The following is a 21970-nucleotide window of genomic DNA, read 5'->3' as shown; positions in this document are numbered from 1 at the left end:
ATTAAATCCCTCGCAACCCCCTCCCCGCGCATACCCCGTCTACACTCGAAACATTCCCCCGAGCCATAACGAGACCGTTATGCCCAGACTGCCGACCGTGCTTTTTTTGCTGTCGCTGATGACCTGGACCGCAACGGCTGGCGCGCTGACTCTGACCGACGAAGAACGTAGCTGGCTGACGGCCCACCCGGACTTGCGCCTGGGTGTCGACGCATCGTGGCCGCCCTTCGAGTTTCGCGACGACCAGAACCGCTATCAGGGTTTGGCGGCGGACTATATCGACGTGATTCGCCAGCGCCTGGCGATCAAGCTCACGCCAATAGAACCGGTAAGCTGGACGGTGGTGCTGGAACAGGTCAAGAAGGGCCAGATCGACCTGCTTCCGGGAATCATGTCCACGCCTGAACGCCAGAACTACTTGTCCTTTACTCGCCCTTATCTGGATTTCCCGATTGTCATCCTCGCCCATGTCGGTGGACCGCAACCGCGCAAGATCGAAGACCTCTACGGCCTGAAGATCGCCGTGGTCGAGAACTACGCGCCACATGAACTGCTGCACACCCACCATCCCGACCTGAATCTGGTGGCCATGCCCAATGTCAGCTCGGCGTTGCAGGCGCTGGCCACCGACGAAGTCGATGCAGTGGTCGGCGATCTGGCCTCCAGCGTCTGGAGCCTGCGCCAGCTCAAGCTCGATGGGCTGTATGTCAGCGGCGAAACCCCATATCGCTATCAACTGGCGATGGGCGTGCCACGCGAGAACAAGATGTTGGTGGGGATTCTCGACAAAGTTCTGGCCGACATGTCGCCGGAGGAAATCAGCAGCATTCAGGAACACTGGGTGGGCAACGTCCTCGATCATCGAACTTTCTGGTCGGATCTGTTGGTATACGGCTTGCCAGGACTGTTGCTGCTGATGATCATCCTGGCGGTGGTAATCCGCATCAACCGGCGCCTGAGTTCGGAAATCGCCCGGCGCATCGACCTCGAACAGGAACTGCGCAGCAGCGAATACCACTATCGCGGGCTGGTGGAGAGCCTATCGGCCATTGCCTGGGAAGCGCGCATCAGCGATTTCACCTACAGCTATGTGTCGCCGCATGCCGAAGAGCTGCTCGGATATCCACTGTCGCATTGGCTGATCCCGGGCTTCTGGCGCAACATCATTCACCCGGCGGATCTGACACGCGCCCAGAGTTTCTGCGATCACGAAGTCTTGGCCGGGCGCGACCACAGCCTCGATTACCGCGTGATCACCGCCGATGGCCGCTGCCTGTGGGTGCGCGACATCGTCAGCCTGATCGAGCATGGTCACGAGCCGGTGATGCGCGGCCTGATGATCGACATCAGCGAAACCAAGCGCACCGAGGAAGCCCTGCGCTTGTCCGAACAGAAGTTCGCCTCGGTGTTCCAGCAGTGCCCGGACATTCTGGTGATCGCGCGGCTGTCCGACGGTTGTCTGCTGGAGGTCAACAAGGCCTTCGAAGAACAGATCGGCCTCAAAGCCGAGGATGTAATCGGCGAGACCGCCACCAATCTGAATATCTGGGGCATTCCCGGCGTCGGTCCAGGGCTGTTGCAGCGCTTGCAGGCTGGCAGCATCCGCAATCTGGAGATGCCCTTTCGCCGCAACAATGGCCAGTTGTTCACCGGGCTGATCTCCGCCGAGCCGTTCGACCTCGACACTACGCCGGCGCTAGTAGTGGTGGTGCGCGACATCACGCCGCTCAAGGAAACCCAGCAGCAGTTGCAAACCTCCGAGGAGAAGTTCGCCAAGGCGTTCCACGCCTCGCCCGACGGTTTGCTGCTGTCGCGCCAGCGCGATGGGCTGCTGCTGGAGGTCAATGAAGGGTTTAGCCGCATTACCGGCTTCAACAGCGCCATGTCGGTGGATCGCTCGGCGCTGGACCTAGGGATCTGGGTAAATCTCAATGAGCGCAAACAGATGCTCGACCTGCTGCACCGCGACGGTTTCGTGCGCGACTTCACCTGCCACATTCGCCGCAGCGACGGGCAGATTCGCCTGTGCGAGGTGTCTGCGCGGCCGCTGCCGATCGGCGATGAAGACTGCATGCTGACCATCGCCCGCGACATCACCGAACGGCACTTGATGCAGGAAAAACTGCAACAGGCCGCAACCGTTTTTGAAAGCACTGCCGAGGGCGTGTTGATCACCGACACGCAACAACACATCAGCGCGGTCAATCGCGCGTTCACTGAAATCACCGGCTACAGCGAAAGCGAAGCACTCGGCCACACCCCGCGCTTGCTCGCCTCTGGACTGCACGACAGCGCCTTCTACGCAGCGATGTGGCATCAACTGACCGACGAAGGTCACTGGCAAGGCGAGATTTCCAACCGGCGCAAGAACGGCGAGCTGTACCCGAGCTGGCTGACCATCAGCGCGGTGCGCAACCGCGACAAATTCATCACCCACTTCGTCGCGGTATTTGCCGATATCTCCAGCCTCAAACATGCGCAGGCCAAACTCGACTATCAGGCCCATCACGACCCACTGACTGGCCTGCCGAACCGCACGTTGTTCGAAAGCCGTTTGCAGATGGCGCTGAACAGCCAGCAGGAAAATGGTGGTCAGGGCGCCGTGTTGTTCCTTGATCTCGACCGTTTCAAACACATCAATGACAGCCTCGGCCACCCGGTCGGCGACCTGCTGCTCAAAGGCATCGCCGTACGCCTCAAAGAGCAGTTGCGCGACATCGATACCGTCGCACGATTGGGCGGCGACGAGTTCATCATCCTGCTGCCCGGTTTGCAGCAGGCCAGCGACGCTGACAACATCGCCACCAAACTGCTGAACTGCTTCGGCGCGCCGTTCCAGGCGGGTGAGCACGAGTTCTTTATCAGCGCGAGTATCGGCACCAGCCTGTATCCGCGCGACGGCTGTGACGTCGCCACGCTGGTGAAAAATGCCGACGCGGCGATGTACCGCTCCAAAGCCAAAGGCCGCAACCGGGTCGAGAGCTACACCCGCGACCTCACCGCCCAGGCCAGCGAACGCGTGGCGCTGGAGCACGAACTGCGCCGGGCCATCGAACGCGACGAGCTATTTCTCTATTACCAACCGAAAATCAGTCTCGATGACCACAGCCTGGTCGGTGCCGAAGCGTTGATTCGCTGGCGTCACCCGACCTTCGGCGATGTACCGCCGGAGCACTTTATCCCGCTCGCCGAAGAGAACGGCATGATCCTGCAGATCGGCGATTGGGTGCTCGAAACTGCGTGTCGGCAAATGTTCGAGTGGGGCCAGGTCTACGAACCCCTCGGCCCGCTCTCGGTAAACCTCGCCGGTGCGCAACTGCGCCAGCCGAATCTGCTCGGGCGCATCGAGCAACTGCTCAAGGACAACCGCCTGCGGCCGGATTTACTGCAACTGGAAATTACCGAAAACTTCATCATGAGCCAGGCCGAAGAGGCGCTGGCGGTGCTGCATCAGCTCAAACACCTCGGTGTGCAACTGGCGATCGACGACTTTGGCACTGGCTATTCTTCACTCAGTTACCTCAAACGCCTGCCGCTGGACATCCTCAAGATCGACCAGTCTTTCGTCCGCGGATTACCGGACGACCCACACGACGCGGCAATTGTGCGCGCCATCATCGCCTTGGGCCGGAGCATGCAATTCACCGTGATTGCCGAGGGTGTGGAGACTCAGGCACAGCAACAATTCCTCGCCGCCGAAGGCTGCGAACAGATCCAGGGCTACATCGTCAGCCTGCCCCTGCCCCCCGAAGAATTCGCCGCAACGTTTCTGCGCATTACAGTATCGGATTATTCGGATAGCACAGCCGAGAAACCATCGCTATAATCCGCGGCCTACTGAGGGCCTATAGCTCAGTTGGTTAGAGCAGAGGACTCATAATCCTTTGGTCCACGGTTCAAATCCGTGTGGGCCCACCAAACAATGAAAAAACCGCGCACATGCGCGGTTTTTTTTGCCTGATTGTTTGTCCGTTCCGGTGTTGGCGAGCGCAATGTTCGGAAGATTGCTGCGATGGCTGTAGGCAAATTCTGAAGCTGTGTGTTGGAAGGCTTTAGCGTCTTGTTGGCGTTTTCTTTAGCGGGATATTCTCCATAGGTCGCTGCATATCAGCGGTCAGCCTTGGAAACCAGTGAGCCCGGAGACCCGCAGCGGTTGCAATCTTGTTATGGCGGCTGCGCGTAGAACGCTTTCGAACGCGCCGGATCCTGGTTTCCGCTTTCCAGCCACTCGAATAAACCAGACCGCAAACCCTCCATGAGAAGTCAGGTATTTCCGCCTATCCACCGCTTAGCAAAAAACTTGAAAAACAGGGCGGTTGTACCTAGTCTTGCCCGCAACATACCCGCCATGCCTATGGTTGCGTCAGCAGCTAAGCACAAATTGAGCGGGTTTTTTTTGCCCGGAGATTTTAGGGCATGAGAGTTTTTCAGAAGCCGGTCATCGACATCCCTGCGCAAATCGTATTGCTCAAGCAACGAGGATTGCGGATACAGGACGAAGCTAGAGCCCACTGCTTTCTACAGGTCGTGAGCTACTTTCGTCTCACTCCCTATATGCGCACTTTCCAGCAGACGGAGGATCACGATCACCCTTTTCGCCAAGGTGCCGGTTTCAGAGATCTAACGAGACTCTACGATTTTGACCGTCGATTACGATTGCTTGTCATGGATGCAATCGAACGTGTCGAAGTGGCCGTTCGCTCCTTGATCAGCAATCATATGGGGCCTCTCCATGGGGGCACTGGTATGTGAATGCTCAACTCTTTCAGCACACCTATGATCACGCCCGACTGTTGGAAACCATCAATGCCAAACAGCTTGCGGCCAAGCGCGATTATGAAAAGGATTGTCAACGAATCGACCGATTACAAACCGGCGAGCAGCGCAAGAGCCAACTAAAGCGTCAGCGCGCCAGAGAAAGCTATGCGCGTCACTATCCAGTCAACTACGACAAACCCTCTCTGATGCCCGGATGGGCCATGCTCGAAGAACTTACCTTGGGGGATTTATCACATCTCTTCAAAGGGCTTTCCCGAGATGCTGATAAAAAAGCTATCGCTCGACGTCTAGGATTGCCTGCGCCACTGCTGCTGTCATGGATGCATACACTGACCACCATCCGAAACATATGCGCTCACCACGCAAGATTGTGGAATCGCGAACTGGGGATCCGGCCGGAGCTACCCAGGAAGCCCTCATTCGCATGGCCAGCAGCACTGGTTCAGGATGGCCATCATCCGAGGATTTTCCCCGTGCTTTGCATACTCAATCATTTGACGCGCCAAGTAAGCCGGCACACCCGTTGGGATTTCCGATTGCATGAATTGACACGCGAGTTTCCCGAGGTAGATCAGCGTGCAATGGGGTTTCCGAAGGATTGGCTCCAAGACCCGTTCTGGCATTGCGATTGAGCCTGTAACATGCAGCTCCATTGATCCGCCCCCATGGAGCCGCTCCCTTGCCCGACATCCGTCCACCCGCGCTTGATGAAATCGACCGCCAGTTGATCGCAGCTTTGCAGATCAATGCCCGCGAGAGCGTGGCGATGCTGGCGCGGCAGTTGGGGATCGCTCGCACCACTGTCACCTCGCGGCTGGCACGTCTGGAAAAAGCCAAAGTCATCACTGGTTATGGCGTGCGTCTCGGTCAGCGGGTGGTCGATGGCGGGTTGCAGGCGTACGTCGGGATCAAGGTGCAGCCGCGCTCCGGCAAGGAAGTGCTGCGCCGGCTCAGTGCGATGGCGCAGGTGCAGCAGCTGTGTGCGGTGAGTGGCGAGTTTGATTATGTGGCGTGGTTGCGCACCGATTCGCCGGAGCAACTGGATCAACTGCTGGATCAGATCGGCACCGTTGATGGGGTGGAGAAGACCACTACCTCGATCATCCTCAGCAGCAAAATTGATCGCGGACAGCCAGTCTGACCAGATCGATCGTCAAATTGCAGCGCAAACCGACAAATAGACGACACATTGCGTCTTATTAACGTGTTCTACGCTCCCTAGAATGGCTGGCATCTTTTCCTGTACTCAGACGCGCATTCCGCGTCGGGTCGCCAGCAAGGTCAGCCATGAACAAGAATAATCGCCATCCTGCAGACGGTAAAAAACCGGTCACCATTTTCGGACCGGATTTCCCTTTCGGGTTTGACGACTGGATTGAACACCCGGCCGGTCTCGGCAGCATTCCTGAGCACAACCATGGCGCCGAAGTGGCGATTGTCGGCGCGGGCATTGCCGGTCTGGTGGCAGCTTATGAGCTGATGAAACTTGGCTTGAAGCCTGTGGTTTACGAAGCATCGAAGCTTGGCGGTCGCCTGCGCTCCCAAGCCTTCAACGGCACCGATGGCATTGTCGCTGAGCTCGGCGGCATGCGCTTTCCGGTGTCCTCTACCGCGTTCTATCACTACGTCGACAAGCTCGGTCTCGAGACCAAGCCCTTCCCCAACCCGTTGACGCCGGCGTCGGGTAGCACCGTGATCGATCTGGAAGGCAAAACCCATTACGCACAGAAACTGGCGGATCTTCCTGCACTGTTCCAGGAAGTGGCTGACGCCTGGGCCGACGCACTGGAAGCCGGATCGCAATTTGCCGACATCCAGCAAGCGATCCGCGACCGCGATGTGCCACGCCTGAAAGAGCTGTGGAACACCCTCGTTCCGCTGTGGGACGACCGCACTTTCTACGACTTCGTTGCGACCTCCGAAGCCTTCGCCAAGCTGTCGTTCCATCATCGCGAAGTGTTTGGCCAGGTCGGTTTCGGTACCGGCGGCTGGGATTCGGACTTCCCCAACTCGATGCTGGAAATCTTCCGCGTGGTGATGACCAACTGCGACGATCACCAGCACTTGGTGGTCGGCGGCGTCGAACAAGTCCCGCAAGGCATCTGGCGTCACGTGCCGGAGCGCTGCGTACATTGGCCAGAAGGCACCAGCCTCAAGTCGCTGCACCGTGGCGCGCCGCGTTCCGGGGTAAAGAAAATCGCCCACGCGCCCGACGGACGTTTCGCCGTTACCGACAACAATGGTGACACCCGTGAATACGCCGCCGTGCTGACCACGTGCCAGAGCTGGCTGCTGACCACCCAGATCGAATGCGACGAAACCCTGTTCTCGCAAAAGATGTGGATGGCCCTCGACCGCACCCGTTATATGCAGTCGTCGAAGACCTTCGTGATGGTCGACCGGCCGTTCTGGAAGGACAAGGATCCGGAAACCGGCCGCGACCTGATGAGCATGACCCTCACTGATCGCCTGACCCGCGGCACTTACCTGTTCGACAATGGCGACGACAAACCGGGCGTGATCTGCCTGTCTTACTCGTGGATGAGCGATGCGCTGAAAATGCTTCCGCATCCGGTGGAAAAACGCGTGGAGCTGGCGTTGAACGCGCTGAAGAAGATCTATCCGAAAGTCGACATCGCGGCACGGATCATCGGCGACCCGATCACCGTCTCGTGGGAGGCCGATCCGCACTTCCTCGGTGCCTTCAAAGGCGCCCTGCCCGGCCACTATCGCTACAACCAGCGCATGTACGCGCACTTCATGCAGGACGAGATGCCAGCCGAGCAGCGCGGGATTTTCATCGCCGGCGACGACGTTTCGTGGACACCGGCATGGGTCGAAGGCGCGGTGCAGACTTCGCTCAACGCGGTGTGGGGGATCATGAAGCATTTCGGCGGGTCGACACATAAAGCGAACCCGGGCCCGGGCGATGTGTTCAAAGACATCGGCCCTATCGCCCTGCCTGAGTAAGAGGAATCCCCGATGCGTGTAGCCCTTTACCAATGTCCTCCGCTGCCACTGGAGCCCGCCGCCAACCTGCAACGCTTGCACCAATTGGCGATGGAGGCCAAGGGCGCCGATCTGTTGGTGCTGCCGGAAATGTTCCTTACCGGCTACAACATCGGCACAGAAGCGGTCGGTACTTTGGCCGAGGTCTACAACGGTGAATGGGCGCAGCAAATCGGCCGGATCGCCAAGGCTGCCGGTCTGGCGATCGCTTACGGTTATCCGGAAAGGACCGCCGACGGACAGATCTACAACGCCGTGCAGTTGATCGACGCCCACGGCGAACGGCTGTGCAACTACCGCAAGACGCACCTGTTCGGCGATCTTGACCGTTCGATGTTCAGCGCCGGTGAAAACGATTTGCCCATCGTTGAACTCAACAGCTGGAAAATCGGCTTTCTGATTTGCTACGACATGGAGTTCCCGGAGAACACCCGGCGTCTGGCACTGGCCGGCGCCGAGCTGATTCTGGTGCCGACGGCGAACATGATTCCGTTCGATTTCGTCGCCGATGTCACCGTGCGTTCGCGCGCTTTCGAAAACCAGTGCTACGTGGCCTACGCCAACTACTGCGGACACGAAGGCGATATTCAGTACTGCGGACAAAGCAGCATCGCTGCGCCGGATGGCAGCCGCATCGCTCAGGCTGGACTTGATGAAGCGTTGATCGTAGGTGAACTGGATCGCCAGTTGATGCTCGACTCGCGCGCGGCCAATCGCTACCTGCACGACCGTCGCCCCGAACTTTACGCCGCGCTCAACCAGCGCTAATCCGCTAGCATTGGCACTTCACTGTTCTGGAAGTGCCCATGCCTGCGCCGACCCCCTCTCGCCCCCACACTGAAACCCTGGCCAACGGCTTGCGCGTGACCCTGCGTCATGTCCCGAGTCTGAAGCGCAGCGCGGCTGCATTACGGGTGGCTGCCGGTAGCCATGACGTGCCGTTGGCGTGGCCGGGGCTGGCGCATTTCCTTGAGCATTTGCTGTTTCTCGGCACTGAGCGTTTTCCTGCAGATGAGGCGCTGATGGCCTACGTGCAAGGTCACGGCGGGCAGGTGAATGCCAGCACTCGCGAGCGCACCACTGATTTCTTTTTCGAACTGCCGCCAGCGTCCTTCAGCGGCGGGTTGCAGCGTCTGTCAGACATGCTCGCGCATCCACGTATGAATCTCGACGATCAGTTGCGTGAACGTGAAGTGCTGCACGCGGAGTTCGTCGCGTGGTCGCAGGATATGGCGGCGCAGCAACAGTTTGCGTTGTATGACGGTTTGAGCGCGGCGCATCCGTTGCGCGGTTTTCATGCGGGGAATCGAGACAGCCTGGCGGTGCAGGACGCGGAATTTCAGCAGGCGCTGAAGGATTTTCATCAGCAGTTTTATCGCACCGGGCAAATGACGTTGAGTCTGGCGGGGCCGCAGAGTCTGGAAGAACTGCGCGACTTGGCGGAGCAGTTTGCCGCTGCGCTGCCGGTTGGGGATAAGTTGGCGCAACAGCCTGCGCTGCCGTTGATGGACGCAGCGGCGAAAAGTTATCAACAGGTCGCCGAGCGTCGGGTTGACTGGCTGTTTGCCTTCGAAGCGTTGCCGGAGTCGTCTGCCGAGGCGCTGGGGTTTCTTTGTCACTGGTTGAACAGCGCAAAACCTGGTGGCCTGATGGCGCACTTGCGGCAACGGAAGCTGGCTGACGGTTTGAAAGCCACGCCGTTGTATCAGTTTGACGGGCAGGCGTTGGTGCATCTGGAGTTCACTTCGGCACCCGAGGCAGCCGAGGCCCTGCGTGAACATCTGCTCGATTGGCTGAGCTTCTTCGCCGCTCAGCAAGACTGGACGCCGCTGCGTAAAGAACATGCAGCTCTGCTCGCCTGTCAGCAGCAAGTCAGCGGCGCGCTGCCATTGGCGCGGTTCGAACAATGCGCAAGCGCTCTGACCGAAACAGGCGTTGCAGCCATGAAGCACATCCTCCGCGACTTCGGCACTGTGGATAACTTCAGCGCCCATTGGCGTCTGCCCGCCGCCAACCCGTTCCTGCGCTCCGACGAACCGCTGGCTAACGCCGGGCTGATTCGTGGGCAAACCAGCGTCCACCGAGGCCTGCGCACCTTTGCTCAGGATCGATCGCGCAACCGTCGTGAACGTTCGCCAATGCAGTTCAGCCAGGCGTTGCCGGATAATGGCGTTGAAGGCGCGGTGTATCTGCGCTGGCAGCTCGAGTCGGCGGCTACGACTGAGCTGCAAGCGACTCTGCAACGCAATCTGCGTGAGGTCAGTGAGGATGCGCGTCAGGCCGGGGTCGAATTGTCTCTCAGCCTCACGGGCAATCAATGGCTGCTGAAGCTGAGCGGTTTGCAAGAGCCGATGCCCAGCGTCCTCGAGCATGCGCTGAAAAGTCTGACGCATGCTGATGCCGATTCTGTGCACGCCGAGCCAGAAATCCCGCTGATGCCGATCCGACAACTGCTCAAGGCATTGCCGGATCAATGCTTACCAGCCAGCGAATGCTCCGACGACGCCACACACCTGTGGACAACTTCCCGCTGGGATGGCCTCGCCCTCGGCCTCAGCCCGCAAACCCAGTCAGCGATGGGGCTGGCGCTGAGTCGCATTCCCGGCGTACCAGACAACCTGTTGCCACCGCTGCCCGCGATCAACGGGCCGCACCTGTGGCGCCACATTGAGACGGCCTCCTCCAGCGAACACGCGCTACTGCTGTTCTGCCCAACCGCCAGCCGCGAGATCACGGACGAAGCCGCATGGCGCCTGCTTGCTCATCTATTTCAGACACCGTTCTACCAGCGCCTGCGCGTTGAGTTGCAATTGGGCTACGCGGTGTTCAGCGGATTGCGGCAGATTTACGGCCAGACGGGACTGATATTCGGTGTGCAGTCGCCGAGCACCACACCTGCGGAGTTGCTCGGACACATGGACAAATTCATCAACGAGCTGCCATCGCTGATCGACAACCTCGACGACCTCAGCTTCAACCAACACCGCCAGGCGCTGACCACCCAATTCGACGACGGCGCCCTGTCCAATAAAGACGCCGCCGAATTGCACTGGCAGGCCAAACTTGCCGGCCACTCGTCGGATTACCTGCCTTCGCTGGTCACAGCGATAAAGCAACTGGAACCTCCTGCATTGCTCAGCGCTGTACAACGCCTGATCCGCGCCGATGGCGGCTGGCTCTGCCTCGCCACCAGCTCTTCGCCAGGCACACCATGGCAAGCGCCAAAATGATCATTACCGCGCCTGCAACGAGCTTTCTCAAAGATTCATGGGCAAAGCCACTGAAATTTTGAGTAACATAGCCACCTAACCATTTTGAACATCCCTGCGCTGCCGTGGACTATACCTATGGATAGCGCTATCCCACCCACCTTGAAGAAGGAGTCACCTGATGGCTTGGACCAAACCTGCTTACACCGACCTGCGTATCGGCTTCGAAGTCACCATGTACTTCGCCAGCCGCTGATTTCTGCTTTGCAGAATTGCAGTGCAACGCCTCGGCTCGCCGGGGCGTTTTATTTTCAGCGTTGAAATGATGGAGCGCACATGTTCGTCCAGATTCTGGGTTCGGCCGCCGGCGGTGGTTTTCCGCAGTGGAACTGCAACTGCGTCAACTGCGCCGGTTTTCGCGACGGCAGCCTGAATGCCCAGGCCCGCACCCAATCGTCCATCGCGATTTCCGATGACGGCGTGAACTGGGTGTTGTGCAACGCCTCGCCGGACATCCGCGCGCAGCTACAGAGCTTCGCCCCGATGCAACCGGGCCGGGCACTGCGCGACACCGGCATCAGCGCGATCATCCTGATGGACAGCCAGATCGACCACACCACCGGCCTGCTCAGCCTGCGCGAAGGCTGCCCGCATCAGGTCTGGTGCACGGACATGGTTCACGAAGACCTGAGTACCGGTTTCCCGCTGTTCAACATGCTCAAGCACTGGAACGGCGGGCTGGACTGGAACCGCATCGAGCTCGACCAGAGCTTCAGCGTCGCCGCGTGCCCGAACCTGCGCTTCACCCCGCTGCCGTTGCGCAGCGCTGCGCCGCCGTATTCGCCGCACCGCTTCGACCCGCATCCGGGCGACAACATCGGCCTGATCGTCGAAGACCTGAAAACCGGCGGCAAACTGTTCTATGCCCCTGGGTTAGGCAAGGTCGACGCGCCGCTGCTGGAAATCATGGCCGCCAGCGACTGTCTGCTGGTGGACGGCACGATGTGGGATGACGATGAAATGCAACGGCGTGGTGTCGGTACGCGCACCGGTCGTGAGATGGGCCATCTGGCGCAGAACGGCCCCGGCGGCATGCTCGAAGTGCTGGAACAGCTTCCCGAGCAACGCAAAGTGCTTATCCACATCAACAACACCAACCCGATCCTCGACGAAGATTCGCCAGAGCGTGCGGAGCTGGTGAAGCGCAATGTTGAAGTGGCGTATGACGGCATGAGTATTGTGTTGTAGCTGACCACAGGTTTTGTGAACACCAACAATCCTTGTGGGAGCTGGCTTGCCAGCGATGGCGTCCGACCAGACACCACAGAATCCAACGGTTGTTCCCCGGAGAACCGCAATGACCGACACCCCGCTGTCCCCCGCCGAATTCGAAGCGGCCCTGCGCGCCAAGGGCGCCTTCTACCACATCCATCACCCGTATCACGTGGCAATGTATGAGGGCCGGGCCAGCCGCGAGCAGATTCAGGGCTGGGTCGCCAACCGCTTCTACTATCAAGTGAATATCCCGCTGAAAGACGCGGCGATTCTCGCCAACTGCCCGGATCGCGAGATCCGCCGCGAGTGGATTCAGCGCCTGCTCGACCACGATGGCGCCCCCGGTGAAGACGGCGGCATCGAAGCCTGGCTGCGTCTCGGCCAGGCGGTCGGTCTCGATCCAGATCAACTGCGCTCGCAGGAATTGGTGCTGCCCGGCGTGCGTTTCGCGGTAGATGCCTACGTTAACTTCGCACGCCGCGCCAGTTGGCAAGAGGCTGCCAGCAGCTCGCTGACCGAACTGTTCGCGCCGCAGATCCACCAGTCGCGCCTCGACAGTTGGCCGCAGCATTACCCGTGGATTGACCCGACCGGTTATGAATATTTCCGCACCCGTCTCGGTCAGGCGCGGCGCGATGTCGAGCATGGTCTGGCGATCACGCTCGAACATTACAAAACTCGAGAAGGTCAGGAGCGCATGCTGGAAATTCTCCAGTTCAAACTCGACATCCTTTGGAGCATGCTCGATGCCATGAGCATGGCCTACGAACTGAAACGCCCGCCGTATCACAGCGTCACCGAGCAACGGGTCTGGCATAAAGGAATCATCTTATGAGTTTCGATCGCAGCAAGATCCCGACCTGGCGTCCCGGCTACCGTTTCCAGTACGAACCGGCGCAAAAAGGCCACGTGCTGCTCTACCCGGAAGGCATGATCAAACTCAATGACAGCGCCGCGCTGATCGGCGGTCTGATCGACGGCGAGCGTAATGTCGCGGCGATCATCGGCGAACTCGATCGGCAGTTCCCCGGCGTGCCAGAACTCGGTGACGACATCGAGCAATTCATGGAGGTTGCCCGTGCGCAGCACTGGATCGAACTTGCCTGAGTCATCGGTGCAAGTACCGCCCAAACCAGAAATCGGCTTGCCGCTTTGGCTGCTCGCCGAGCTGACGTATCGCTGCCCGCTGCAATGCCCGTACTGTTCCAATCCGCTGGATTTCGCCGAGCAGGGCAAAGAGCTGAGCACCGAGCAGTGGATCAAGGTATTCACTGAAGCGCGGGAAATGGGCGCGGCGCAACTGGGTTTCTCCGGGGGCGAACCGCTGGTGCGCCAGGATCTGGCCGAACTGATTTTCGAAGCACGAAAACTGGGTTTCTATACCAACCTGATCACTTCCGGCATCGGTCTGACCGAGCAGAAAATCAGCGATTTCAAGAAGGCTGGGCTGGATCACATCCAGATCAGCTTTCAGGCCAGCGATGAACAAGTGAACAACCTGCTCGCCGGCTCGAAAAAAGCCTTCGCGCAGAAGCTGGAAATGGCCCGCGCGGTGAAAGCCCACGGCTATCCGATGGTGCTGAACTTCGTCACCCATCGGCACAACATCGACAAGATCGACCGCATTATCGAGCTGTGCATTGCGCTGGAGGCCGACTTTGTCGAACTCGCGACGTGCCAGTTCTACGGCTGGGCGCAGCTCAATCGTGTCGGCCTGTTGCCGACCAAGGAACAACTGGTGCGCGCCGAACGCATCACCAACGAATACCGCGCCAAACTGGAAGCCGAAGGGCATCCGTGCAAGCTGATATTCGTCACCCCGGATTACTACGAAGAACGCCCGAAAGCCTGCATGAACGGCTGGGGCAGTATTTTTCTGACGGTCACGCCGGATGGCACCGCCCTGCCCTGTCATGGCGCCCGACAGCTGCCGGTACAATTTCCCAACGTGCGCGATCACAGCATGCAGCACATCTGGTACGACTCGTTCGGCTTCAACCGCTTTCGCGGTTACGACTGGATGCCCGAGCCATGCCGCTCATGCGACGAAAAGGAACAGGATTTCGGCGGCTGCCGCTGCCAGGCCTTCATGCTGACCGGCGACGCCAGCAATGCTGACCCGGTGTGCAGCAAGTCCGAACATCACGGAGTGATCCTTGCGGCCCGCGAAGAAGCCGAGCACGCTACCCAGACCATTGAACAACTGGCCTTTCGTAATGAACGAAACTCACGACTCATCGCCAAAGGCTGAGCCTTTCAGCGCCACTGCCGCGGTTGCCGCCGGGGTGGATTTTGCTGAACTGCAGCTGGGCGCGCACGGTTTGTTCTGGAATGAATACCGGCCCGAGGATGCTGCGTGCCGGATCTGGCATTGGCGCGATGGCGCGGCTGTTTGTCTGACGCCAACGGGTTTCAGTGCGCGCAGTCGGGTGTACGAATATGGCGGTGGGGCGTTTTGTCTGACGCCCGACGGAGTGGCTTTCGTCAATGAGGCGGATCAGCAAATCTATCGGCAGACGCTGGAGGGTTCGCCGCAAGCGCTGACCTCGGGCGACTGCCGTTATGGCGATCTGAATTGCGCTGATGGCCAGGTTCTGGCGGTCGAAGAAAACGGCGATCAGCATCGGCTGGTGGCGATTGATCTGGCTGATGGCAAACGTCACCTGCTAGCCGAAGGTGCGGACTTTTATAGCTCGCCGATCATCAGTCCAGATGGCACGCGACTGGCGTGGATCGAGTGGAGCCGGCCGCATCAGCCGTGGACGTCGACTCGATTGATGGTCGCTGAGCGTAGCGGGCAAGGTTTCTCAGCACCGCGTTGCGTGGCCGGTGATACAAGTGAAGAGTCGATTCAACAACCGCGCTTCGATGCAAACGGACGCCTGTATTGCCTTACCGACCGCGCAGGTTATTGGCAGCCCTGGGCCGAGTCAGCAAATGGCTTCGCAGCATTACCCAGTGCCGAAGCGGATCACGCGCCAGCGCCGTGGCAAATGGGCGGTTGCACCTGGCTGCCATTGGGCGACGGTTATCTGGCGACCTGGAGCGAAAGCGGTTTCGGTCGCCTGGCCTTGCGCGGCGAAGATTTCACCGGCGATTACAGCCGCTTCCGCCACTTGGCCACGGATGATCAATTCATCTACTGCATCGCGGCTTCACCGATCAGCCCTTCAGCAATCATTGCGATCGATCGCACTACACACGACGTGGAAGTGCTGGCCGGCGGCGTCGCGCCACTGCCTGCCGGACGCATCAGCCGCCCACAAACCCTGTGTTATCCCAGCGGTTCGGGCGAGGCTCACGGCTTTTTTTATCCAGCCATGAGCGGCGAAGCCAAACCGCCATTGGTGGTATTCATCCACGGCGGTCCGACTTCCGCTTGCTACCCGATGCTCGACCCGCGCATTCAGTACTGGACGCAACGCGGCTTCGCCGTCGCCGACCTCAACTATCGCGGCAGCAGTGGCTATGGCCGGGAATACCGCCAGGCTTTGTATTTGAGTTGGGGTGAAGTGGACGTCGAAGACGCCTGCGCGGTTGTGGCGTATCTGGCTGATCAAGGGATGATCGATGGCGAACGCGCCTTCATTCGCGGCGGCAGTGCCGGCGGTTACACCACGTTGTGTGCGCTGGCGTTTCATCAAGTGTTCCGCGCAGGCGCTAGCCTGTACGGTGTGAGCGACCCGGTAGCGCTAGCCCGTGCGACGCACAAATTCGAAGGCGACTATCTGGACTGGCTGATTGGCGACCCGGAGCACGACGCCGAACGCTATGCCGCACGCACGCCGTTACTGCATGCGAGCAACATCCGTGTGCCAGTGGTGTTCTTTCAGGGAGAGTTGGACGCCGTGGTCGTCCCGCAACAGACCCGCGACATGGTCGCGGCCCTGGAATACAACGGCATCCCGGTCGAAGCGCATTACTACCCCGACGAACGCCACGGCTTCCGCCGTGCCGCCAATCAAGCCCATGCGCTGGAACATGAGTGGCGGTTCTATCGGCGAGTAATGGGACTGGCCGACTGAAATCAGCGTTTGGCGATGATGTAAACCGCGTGCACGATCCCCGGAATGTAACCGCACAGTGTCAGCAGAATATTCAGCCAGAACGCGCCGCCGAACCCGACTTGCAGAAACACACCCAGTGGTGGCAACAGAATGGCGATGATGATGCGGATAAAATCCATGGGGCAGCTCCTGATTGGGGGTTGGCTCACTTTGAGCCATACACGCTAATCGACCCGCGCCGTTGGTCAGGGTTCAGTGCCAATTACAGGTTTAATAGCTCACGGCCAGCTCAGGCGAGAATTTGCAGGCCGTGTTTTTGCACAATGCTCAGCAGTTTCAGTGCCATGCCGCTGGGGTGCTTGTCCCCGGATTCCCACTGTTTGACTGTCGAGGCACTGGTATTCAGATAGCGCGCAAACACTGGTTGACTTACGTGATTGCGCTCTCGCAACGCCTTGATCTGATCAGCCGGGATCGCGTCAGGAACCGTTGCAAGACATGAATCATCGAACTCTCGCATCGTCGCCTTGCTGATTGCACCCACCGCGAGCAGAGCCTTGGCTGAGTCGTGTACGGATTCAAACACTTCACCTTTGTATTTTTTACTCATGAGATATCTCCACAAACTCCTTCATAGCCAGCAATCCCTCAATTTGTCCTTCGGTAAGTTGTGCATACGCCTTCGCCAACTTGCGCAGATCCGCTAACTCCGCGGGTCTGATATTGCTTTGATCTGTTTGGCAAACAGCACTTGGTAGATCCAGTAGCGACCGCCCTTTGCCAGAACGATTGAACGATGCCGATTGGAGTTCAGGCGTTTCTTCCAGACACCACCACCAAGGTTGTCTGCTTGTCCATCGAGCATCTGAGTAAAAGCCTCCAGCAGCTCCTCATCCGAAATCCATGCCCTGCCGGCCTTGATCGCGAAACCCTTGGTCTTGAACAACCTGAATGACATCGGTATCCCTTCCAAAAACATACCACCTGGTGGTACAGATTACAAAACCCGTTTTTCAACGAAATTGGTTTGCTGGCAGCCGCACTCCCTGCGACTCCTTTTTAAAAGAGCATTGGCACAGCAATCGCTCAAGCGTTAAAACGCTTTGGCAAAACCCGGCCACAAAAAAACGCCCCACACCAAAATAATCAGGCATGGGGCGTGCGTTTTACCGCGAGACGGTTCTTGAAATCGGCAGGAAACCTCGGGTCAGACGGCAATCCCTTTGCGGCATTGCAGCTGTGCAGTGCGTACTCGGGAGAAGGCCCGGGCCAGGCGCAGGAGCATTTCGTCGATGTTGGCTTTGCTGACGGTGAGTGCCGGGGTGAAGCGCAGGCAGTTAGTTTGCGGGGCGTTGAGGATCAGGCCTTCGTGCAGCGCGGCTTTGACTACGGCCTCTGCGGAGTCTTCCGACAGGCTTAGTCCCCAGAACAGTCCTTGCCCGCGCAACTCGCCATGTTCATAACGGTGGGCAAGCCGGGCGAGACCTTCGCGCAGATGTTGGCCGTTGTCTCGCACTTGTTCGAGGAAGGCGCGATCCTGCACGCTTTCGAGTACCACTAACCCAGCAACGGTCATCAATGCGTTGCCGTGGTGGGTGCCACCCAGTTCGCCGGGGTCGAAACAGCAAGCCTTGCCGCGCGCCAGCAGTGCGGCCAAAGGCACACCGCCGCCGAGGCCTTTACCAAGCACGACGATATCGGCGCGCACGCCGTAGGACTGTTCCGCGAGTAAGGTCCCGCAACGACCGATGCCGGTTTGTACTTCGTCGAGGATCAGCAGAATCCCCAGCTCACGGCACAGCCGTTCAACTCCTTTGAGGTAGCGATCAGTCGCCACAATCACCCCGGCGTCGCTCTGGATTGGCTCAAGCATGATCGCCACGGTCTGCGCGTCAACGGCAGCGTGCAGCGCTGGCAAGTCGTTGAACGGCACCAGATCAAAACCCGGCAGCAACGGCGCAAAGCGGTTGTGCAGGTTGGAACTGTCCGACGCCGAAATCGTGGCGAGACTACGACCATGGCATCCTTGTCTGGCGACGATGATCCGCGAGGCGCCGCCGCGATGCAGTTGCCCCCACTTGCGTGCCAGTTTGATTGCCGCTTCGCAGGCTTCGCTGCCGCTGTTGAGCAGATAGGCTTGATCGCTCGAGGTGCTGGCGCACAGACGTTCGCTGAGGCTGAGCATGCCGCGATTGTGCAGATTGAAACCGGGATTGATCAGCGCCTGCGCCTGACTGGCGATGGCTTTGACCAGTGCCGAAGGACTGTGGCCGAGGCTGTTGGCACCACCGGCCTGCGAGAAGTCGAGATAAGCGCGGTCATTGCTGTCCCACAGCCAAGAGCCCTGACCACGTACGAAGACCTGTGGCGGCCGCTCGACACTGGGCATCAGGCGCTGCGAATTCTCGCTGTCGTCCGAAGCCACTAATGCCAAGTCATCGAGGCTCGGCACCGGGCGCCTTAAATTGAACAGATTCATTGAAAAAACCCTCGATTGAGGTTTTTTGAACTGCCTATGTAAACCCTGTCGAAGCGAACGCTGGTCATCGCGCTTTCCGGCCCTGTAAGCCCTGTGATTGCGGTTAGACTAGGCCCACACAGGGCGCTGAGCCATTTCGATTTCCCAGCATTTTCGATAAGTATTACTTATGGATTTCAAACAACTGCGTTATTTCGTCGCGGTCTACGAAGAAGGTCATGTTGGCCGCGCCGCTGAACGACTGTCGATCTCGCAACCGGCGCTGTCGCAGCAGATCCGTCAGCTCGAGCAAAACCTCGACGTCACCCTGTTCGAACGCAGCAGCAAACGCTTGCTGCCAACGCTCGCAGCGCACACTTTGTACAACCACGCCGTGCCGCTGCTCGACGGGTTGCAACGGGCGCGAGAAGCGCTGGGCAACTTCAAGGGTCAGGCACTGCGCACGCTGGCGATTGGCGTGCTGCAAACGGTGCACACCAGCCTGGTGCCGCAAATGCTTGAACGAGTGCGCAAGGCGCAGCCGCATCTGGTGGTGCAGATCTACGAGCTGACCGGGATTGAGATTGAACGTCGCTTGCTCAACGGCTCGCTGGATATCGGCATCAGTTATCTGCCGCCGCGCCAGCCGGGGCTGCATGGCGTGCTGCTGTACGAAGATGAACTGGCGCTTGTCATCCCGGCGGATCATCCGTTGCGCGAATTCAAGAAGGTCTCGATGAAGCAGGCCGCCGAGTTACCGATGCTGTTGCTTGGGGAAGAATTTCAGATCCGGCAGATCTGGCAGGCGCAACTGGCCAATCTCGGGCGACGTCCGCAGGTGCAGGCCGAGCTGAACAATATGCTGGGGATTCTCGACAGCCTGCCGCACATGCGACTGGCGACGGTGCTGCCTGGGCGCTCGCAGATGGAATATGACGATCAGGATCTGCTGTGGAAGCCGCTGAGCGAACCACGCGTGCCGTTAAAAGTCGGGCTGGTGTGTCGTGATGTGCAGCGTCAGCAGGCGCCGCTGGCCTTGCTGCGGACGCTGCTGGAAGAAGTATTGCAGCGTGAAGATAAGCCGTTGAAAGCCGCGCCGCCGCTGGATTCCCTGAGCTGAGTACTTTTCTGCAGGCAAAAGAAAACCCCGCCGAAGCGGGGCTTTGCAGACTGTTTCCCTGACATCCCTTTCACTCCGCCACCCTGGCAGAATCCTACGTGTCCGTGTTGTTGCTTTGCGCTTCCTGCGCGACGTCCATGAAATGTAGATTAGCTGTGGATCCAATCCGCGCATATGGGAGAACAGCAGCACGTCATGTAAGAGATTGCTTACATGACGTTACATTGTCAGAACTGTGCAGCGTCCAGCAGGAACAGCGACTCGCTGCCAGCCTTGACCGAGGCGCTCAACGAGTGAATCCGCGGCAGCAAACGGGCGAAGTAGAAACGCGCGGTGCCAAGTTTGCTGGCATAGAAGTCGTCCTGGGCTTCTTTGCCCAACGACGCTTTGGCCATCAGTGCCCACATGTAGGCGTAGGAAACGTAGCCGAACGCTTGCAGATATTCGACCGAGGCGGCGCCGATTTCGTTCGGGTTGTTTTTCGCCCGATCCAGCAACCACGAAGTCAGCTCGTCGAGGGTATCGACCGCATCGTTCAGCGGCTTGGTGAACTCGCCCAGATCAGCATTGGCTGTCGCGGTGAAGTGGCGGATCTCATCGGCGAACAGCTTGTAGAACGCCCCGCCGCTACCGACGATCTTGCGCCCGACCAGGTCCAGCGCCTGAATGCCGTTGGTGCCTTCGTAGATCTGGGTGATGCGCACGTCACGCACCAACTGCTCCTGACCCCATTCGCGAATGTAGCCGTGGCCGCCGAAAATCTGTTGACCGAGAACGGTGGTTTCCAGACCCAGATCAGTCAGGAACGCCTTGGCTACTGGCGTGAGCAATGCCACCAGATCTTCAGCACGTTTGCGCGTGGTCGCGTCTTCGCTGAACTTGGCAGTGTCGAGTTGCATCGCCACGTAAGTGGAGAACGCACGGCCGCCTTCGTTCGAGGCTTTCATGGTCAGCAGCATGCGGCGCACGTCCGGGTGGACGATGATCGGGTCTGCGACTTTGTCCTTGTTCTGCGCGCCGGTCGGCGAACGGCTTTGCAGACGGTCACGCGCGTATTCAACGGCGTTCTGGTAGGAGCGCTCGCCGGTGGCCAGACCTTGAATGCCGACGCCCAGACGCTCGTAGTTCATCATGGTGAACATGGCATTGAGGCCTTTGTTCGGCTCGCCGACCAGATAACCCACGGCTTCGTCGAAGTTCATTACGCAGGTTGCGGAGGCCTGGATGCCCATCTTGTGTTCGATCGAGCCACAGTTCGCCGGGTTGCGCGCGCCCAGGCTGCCATCGGCGTTGACCATGAACTTCGGCACCAGGAACAGCGAAATGCCTTTCGGCCCCGCCGGCGCGTCCGGCAGTTTGGCCAGTACCAGGTGAATGATGTTTTCGGTCAGGTCGTGTTCACCACCGGTAATGAAGATCTTGGTGCCGCTGACCTTGTAGGAACCGTCGGCCTGCGGTTCGGCCTTGGTGCGGATGATCCCCAGATCGGTGCCGGCGTGCGGCTCGGTCAGGCACATCGAACCGGCCCAGACCCCGGCGTACATGTTCGGCAGGTACGCGGCTTTGAGTTCTTCGCTGGCGTGGGCGTTGATCGACAGGCAGGCGCCGGCAGTCAGCATCGGGTACAGACCGAACGACAGGCTCGCGGAGTTGACCATTTCTTCGACCTGGGCCGACACAGCTTTGGGCATGCCCATACCGCCGAACTCAGGATCGCCACCGACGCCAACCCAGCCACCTTCAGCGTATGTCTGATAGGCCTGTGGGAAACCGGCCGGAGTGGTGACGGCACCGTCCGCCCAGTGGCAGCCTTCTTCGTCGGCTGCGCGGCTCAGCGGTGCGATGCTTTTGCTGGTGACCTTGCCGGCCTCTTCGAGAATTGCTTCGACGGTCTCGGCATCGACGGTGTCGGCCAGTGCCGGCAGTTCGGCCCAGAGTTTGGCGACTTCGAATACTTCATTGAGGACGAAGCGCATATCGCGCAGCGGCGCTTTGTAGTCAGCCATGGCAAACCTCGCAGGATCTAAACGGTGATTCGTGGGAATGTGTTTTCGTTGAGCCGGAGTGTACCTCAACAACTTTTGCGACACATAGGGTCAACCGGTGACTGATT

Annotated in this window: 18 protein-coding genes, 1 tRNA gene and 1 pseudogene; 15 read left to right on the top strand and 5 right to left on the bottom strand. The window is 59.2% G+C overall.

Translation table 11 applies throughout. The features are described 5' to 3' along the window. Positions 1 to 79: 79 nt before the first annotated feature. From ACOI8A_RS14910 to ACOI8A_RS14845, 14 genes are all read left to right on the top strand, one after another. Positions 80 to 3826 (top strand): bifunctional diguanylate cyclase/phosphodiesterase, encoded by a 3747-nt coding sequence (locus ACOI8A_RS14910; protein ID WP_420647219.1) that lies wholly within the window; start codon positions 80 to 82, stop codon positions 3824 to 3826. A gap of 15 nt (positions 3827 to 3841) precedes the next feature. Next, positions 3842 to 3918: transfer RNA gene (locus ACOI8A_RS14905), tRNA-Ile, on the top strand. A 498-nt stretch (positions 3919 to 4416) separates the two neighbouring features. After that, positions 4417 to 4752: an Abi family protein gene (locus ACOI8A_RS14900; RefSeq protein WP_420657776.1), complete on the top strand. Its 336-nt coding sequence runs from the start codon at positions 4417 to 4419 to the stop codon at positions 4750 to 4752. Next, complete coding sequence (locus ACOI8A_RS14895; RefSeq protein WP_420647220.1) at positions 4749 to 5411, top strand: Abi family protein; 663 nt, start codon at positions 4749 to 4751, stop codon at positions 5409 to 5411. Before ACOI8A_RS14900 ends, ACOI8A_RS14895 begins: the two co-directional genes overlap by 4 nt. A 47-nt stretch (positions 5412 to 5458) precedes the next feature. Next, entirely contained in the window at positions 5459 to 5920 is a 462-nt protein-coding gene (locus tag ACOI8A_RS14890) for an Lrp/AsnC family transcriptional regulator (protein ID WP_420647221.1), read from the top strand. A 146-nt stretch (positions 5921 to 6066) separates the two neighbouring features. After that, positions 6067 to 7749, top strand: coding sequence for a flavin monoamine oxidase family protein (locus ACOI8A_RS14885; protein ID WP_420647222.1), 1683 nt, complete (start codon positions 6067 to 6069; stop codon positions 7747 to 7749). 12 nt (positions 7750 to 7761) lie between these two features. Further along, positions 7762 to 8556, top strand: coding sequence for a carbon-nitrogen hydrolase family protein (locus tag ACOI8A_RS14880; RefSeq protein ID WP_420647223.1), 795 nt, complete (start codon positions 7762 to 7764; stop codon positions 8554 to 8556). Positions 8557 to 8594: 38 nt separating this feature from the next. Next, positions 8595 to 11018, top strand: coding sequence for a pyrroloquinoline quinone biosynthesis protein PqqF (gene pqqF, locus ACOI8A_RS14875; protein WP_420647224.1), 2424 nt, complete (start codon positions 8595 to 8597; stop codon positions 11016 to 11018). Positions 11019 to 11178: 160 nt separating this feature from the next. Continuing rightward, positions 11179 to 11253, top strand: coding sequence for a pyrroloquinoline quinone precursor peptide PqqA (gene pqqA, locus ACOI8A_RS14870; RefSeq protein ID WP_003444522.1), 75 nt, complete (start codon positions 11179 to 11181; stop codon positions 11251 to 11253). An 80-nt stretch (positions 11254 to 11333) separates the two neighbouring features. Next, entirely contained in the window at positions 11334 to 12245 is a 912-nt protein-coding gene (pqqB, locus tag ACOI8A_RS14865; RefSeq protein WP_420647225.1) for a pyrroloquinoline quinone biosynthesis protein PqqB, read from the top strand. Between the two features lie 109 nt (positions 12246 to 12354). Then, positions 12355 to 13107 (top strand): pyrroloquinoline-quinone synthase PqqC, encoded by a 753-nt coding sequence (pqqC, locus tag ACOI8A_RS14860; RefSeq protein WP_420647226.1) that lies wholly within the window; start codon positions 12355 to 12357, stop codon positions 13105 to 13107. After that, positions 13104 to 13379: a pyrroloquinoline quinone biosynthesis peptide chaperone PqqD gene (gene pqqD / locus ACOI8A_RS14855; RefSeq protein WP_420647227.1), complete on the top strand. Its 276-nt coding sequence runs from the start codon at positions 13104 to 13106 to the stop codon at positions 13377 to 13379. Before pqqC ends, pqqD begins: the two co-directional genes overlap by 4 nt. 7 nt (positions 13380 to 13386) lie before the next feature. Next, on the top strand, positions 13387 to 14523 hold the full coding sequence (gene pqqE, locus ACOI8A_RS14850; RefSeq protein WP_420647521.1) for a pyrroloquinoline quinone biosynthesis protein PqqE: 1137 nt from the start codon (positions 13387 to 13389) through the stop codon (positions 14521 to 14523). Further along, on the top strand, positions 14489 to 16297 hold the full coding sequence (locus ACOI8A_RS14845; RefSeq protein ID WP_420647228.1) for a S9 family peptidase: 1809 nt from the start codon (positions 14489 to 14491) through the stop codon (positions 16295 to 16297). The genes pqqE and ACOI8A_RS14845 overlap by 35 nt, the downstream gene beginning before the upstream one ends. Positions 16298 to 16299: 2 nt before the next feature. Here the strand turns inward: ACOI8A_RS14845 and ACOI8A_RS14840 are convergent, their stop codons facing one another. From ACOI8A_RS14840 to ACOI8A_RS14825, 4 genes and pseudogenes are all read right to left on the bottom strand, one after another. Further along, a complete protein-coding gene (locus tag ACOI8A_RS14840) occupies positions 16300 to 16458 on the bottom strand; it encodes a YqaE/Pmp3 family membrane protein (RefSeq protein WP_003228885.1) in 159 nt (52 codons plus the stop codon). A 110-nt stretch (positions 16459 to 16568) separates the two neighbouring features. Then, positions 16569 to 16889: a helix-turn-helix domain-containing protein gene (locus tag ACOI8A_RS14835; protein ID WP_420647229.1), complete on the bottom strand. Its 321-nt coding sequence runs from the start codon at positions 16887 to 16889 to the stop codon at positions 16569 to 16571. Continuing rightward, positions 16882 to 17237: pseudogene (locus ACOI8A_RS14830) on the bottom strand (type II toxin-antitoxin system RelE/ParE family toxin). The gene ACOI8A_RS14835 and the pseudogene ACOI8A_RS14830 overlap by 8 nt, the downstream one beginning before the upstream one ends. Positions 17238 to 17486: 249 nt before the next feature. Next, positions 17487 to 18758, bottom strand: coding sequence for an aspartate aminotransferase family protein (locus tag ACOI8A_RS14825; protein ID WP_420647230.1), 1272 nt, complete (start codon positions 18756 to 18758; stop codon positions 17487 to 17489). Positions 18759 to 18927: 169 nt separating this feature from the next. Here ACOI8A_RS14825 and ACOI8A_RS14820 point away from each other — a divergent pair, with 169 nt between their 5' ends. Then, on the top strand, positions 18928 to 19857 hold the full coding sequence (locus ACOI8A_RS14820; protein WP_420647231.1) for a LysR family transcriptional regulator: 930 nt from the start codon (positions 18928 to 18930) through the stop codon (positions 19855 to 19857). A 227-nt stretch (positions 19858 to 20084) separates the two neighbouring features. Here ACOI8A_RS14820 and ACOI8A_RS14815 read toward each other — a convergent pair whose 3' ends face one another. Beyond that, complete coding sequence (locus ACOI8A_RS14815) at positions 20085 to 21863, bottom strand: acyl-CoA dehydrogenase C-terminal domain-containing protein (protein WP_420647232.1); 1779 nt, start codon at positions 21861 to 21863, stop codon at positions 20085 to 20087. Positions 21864 to 21970 lie beyond the last annotated feature (107 nt).

Source organism: Pseudomonas sp. P4795, assembly GCF_048822895.1.
Classification (GTDB): domain Bacteria; phylum Pseudomonadota; class Gammaproteobacteria; order Pseudomonadales; family Pseudomonadaceae; genus Aquipseudomonas.
The sequence above is the reverse complement of the archived record's forward strand: the minus strand, read 5'-3'. Positions and strand labels throughout refer to the sequence as shown.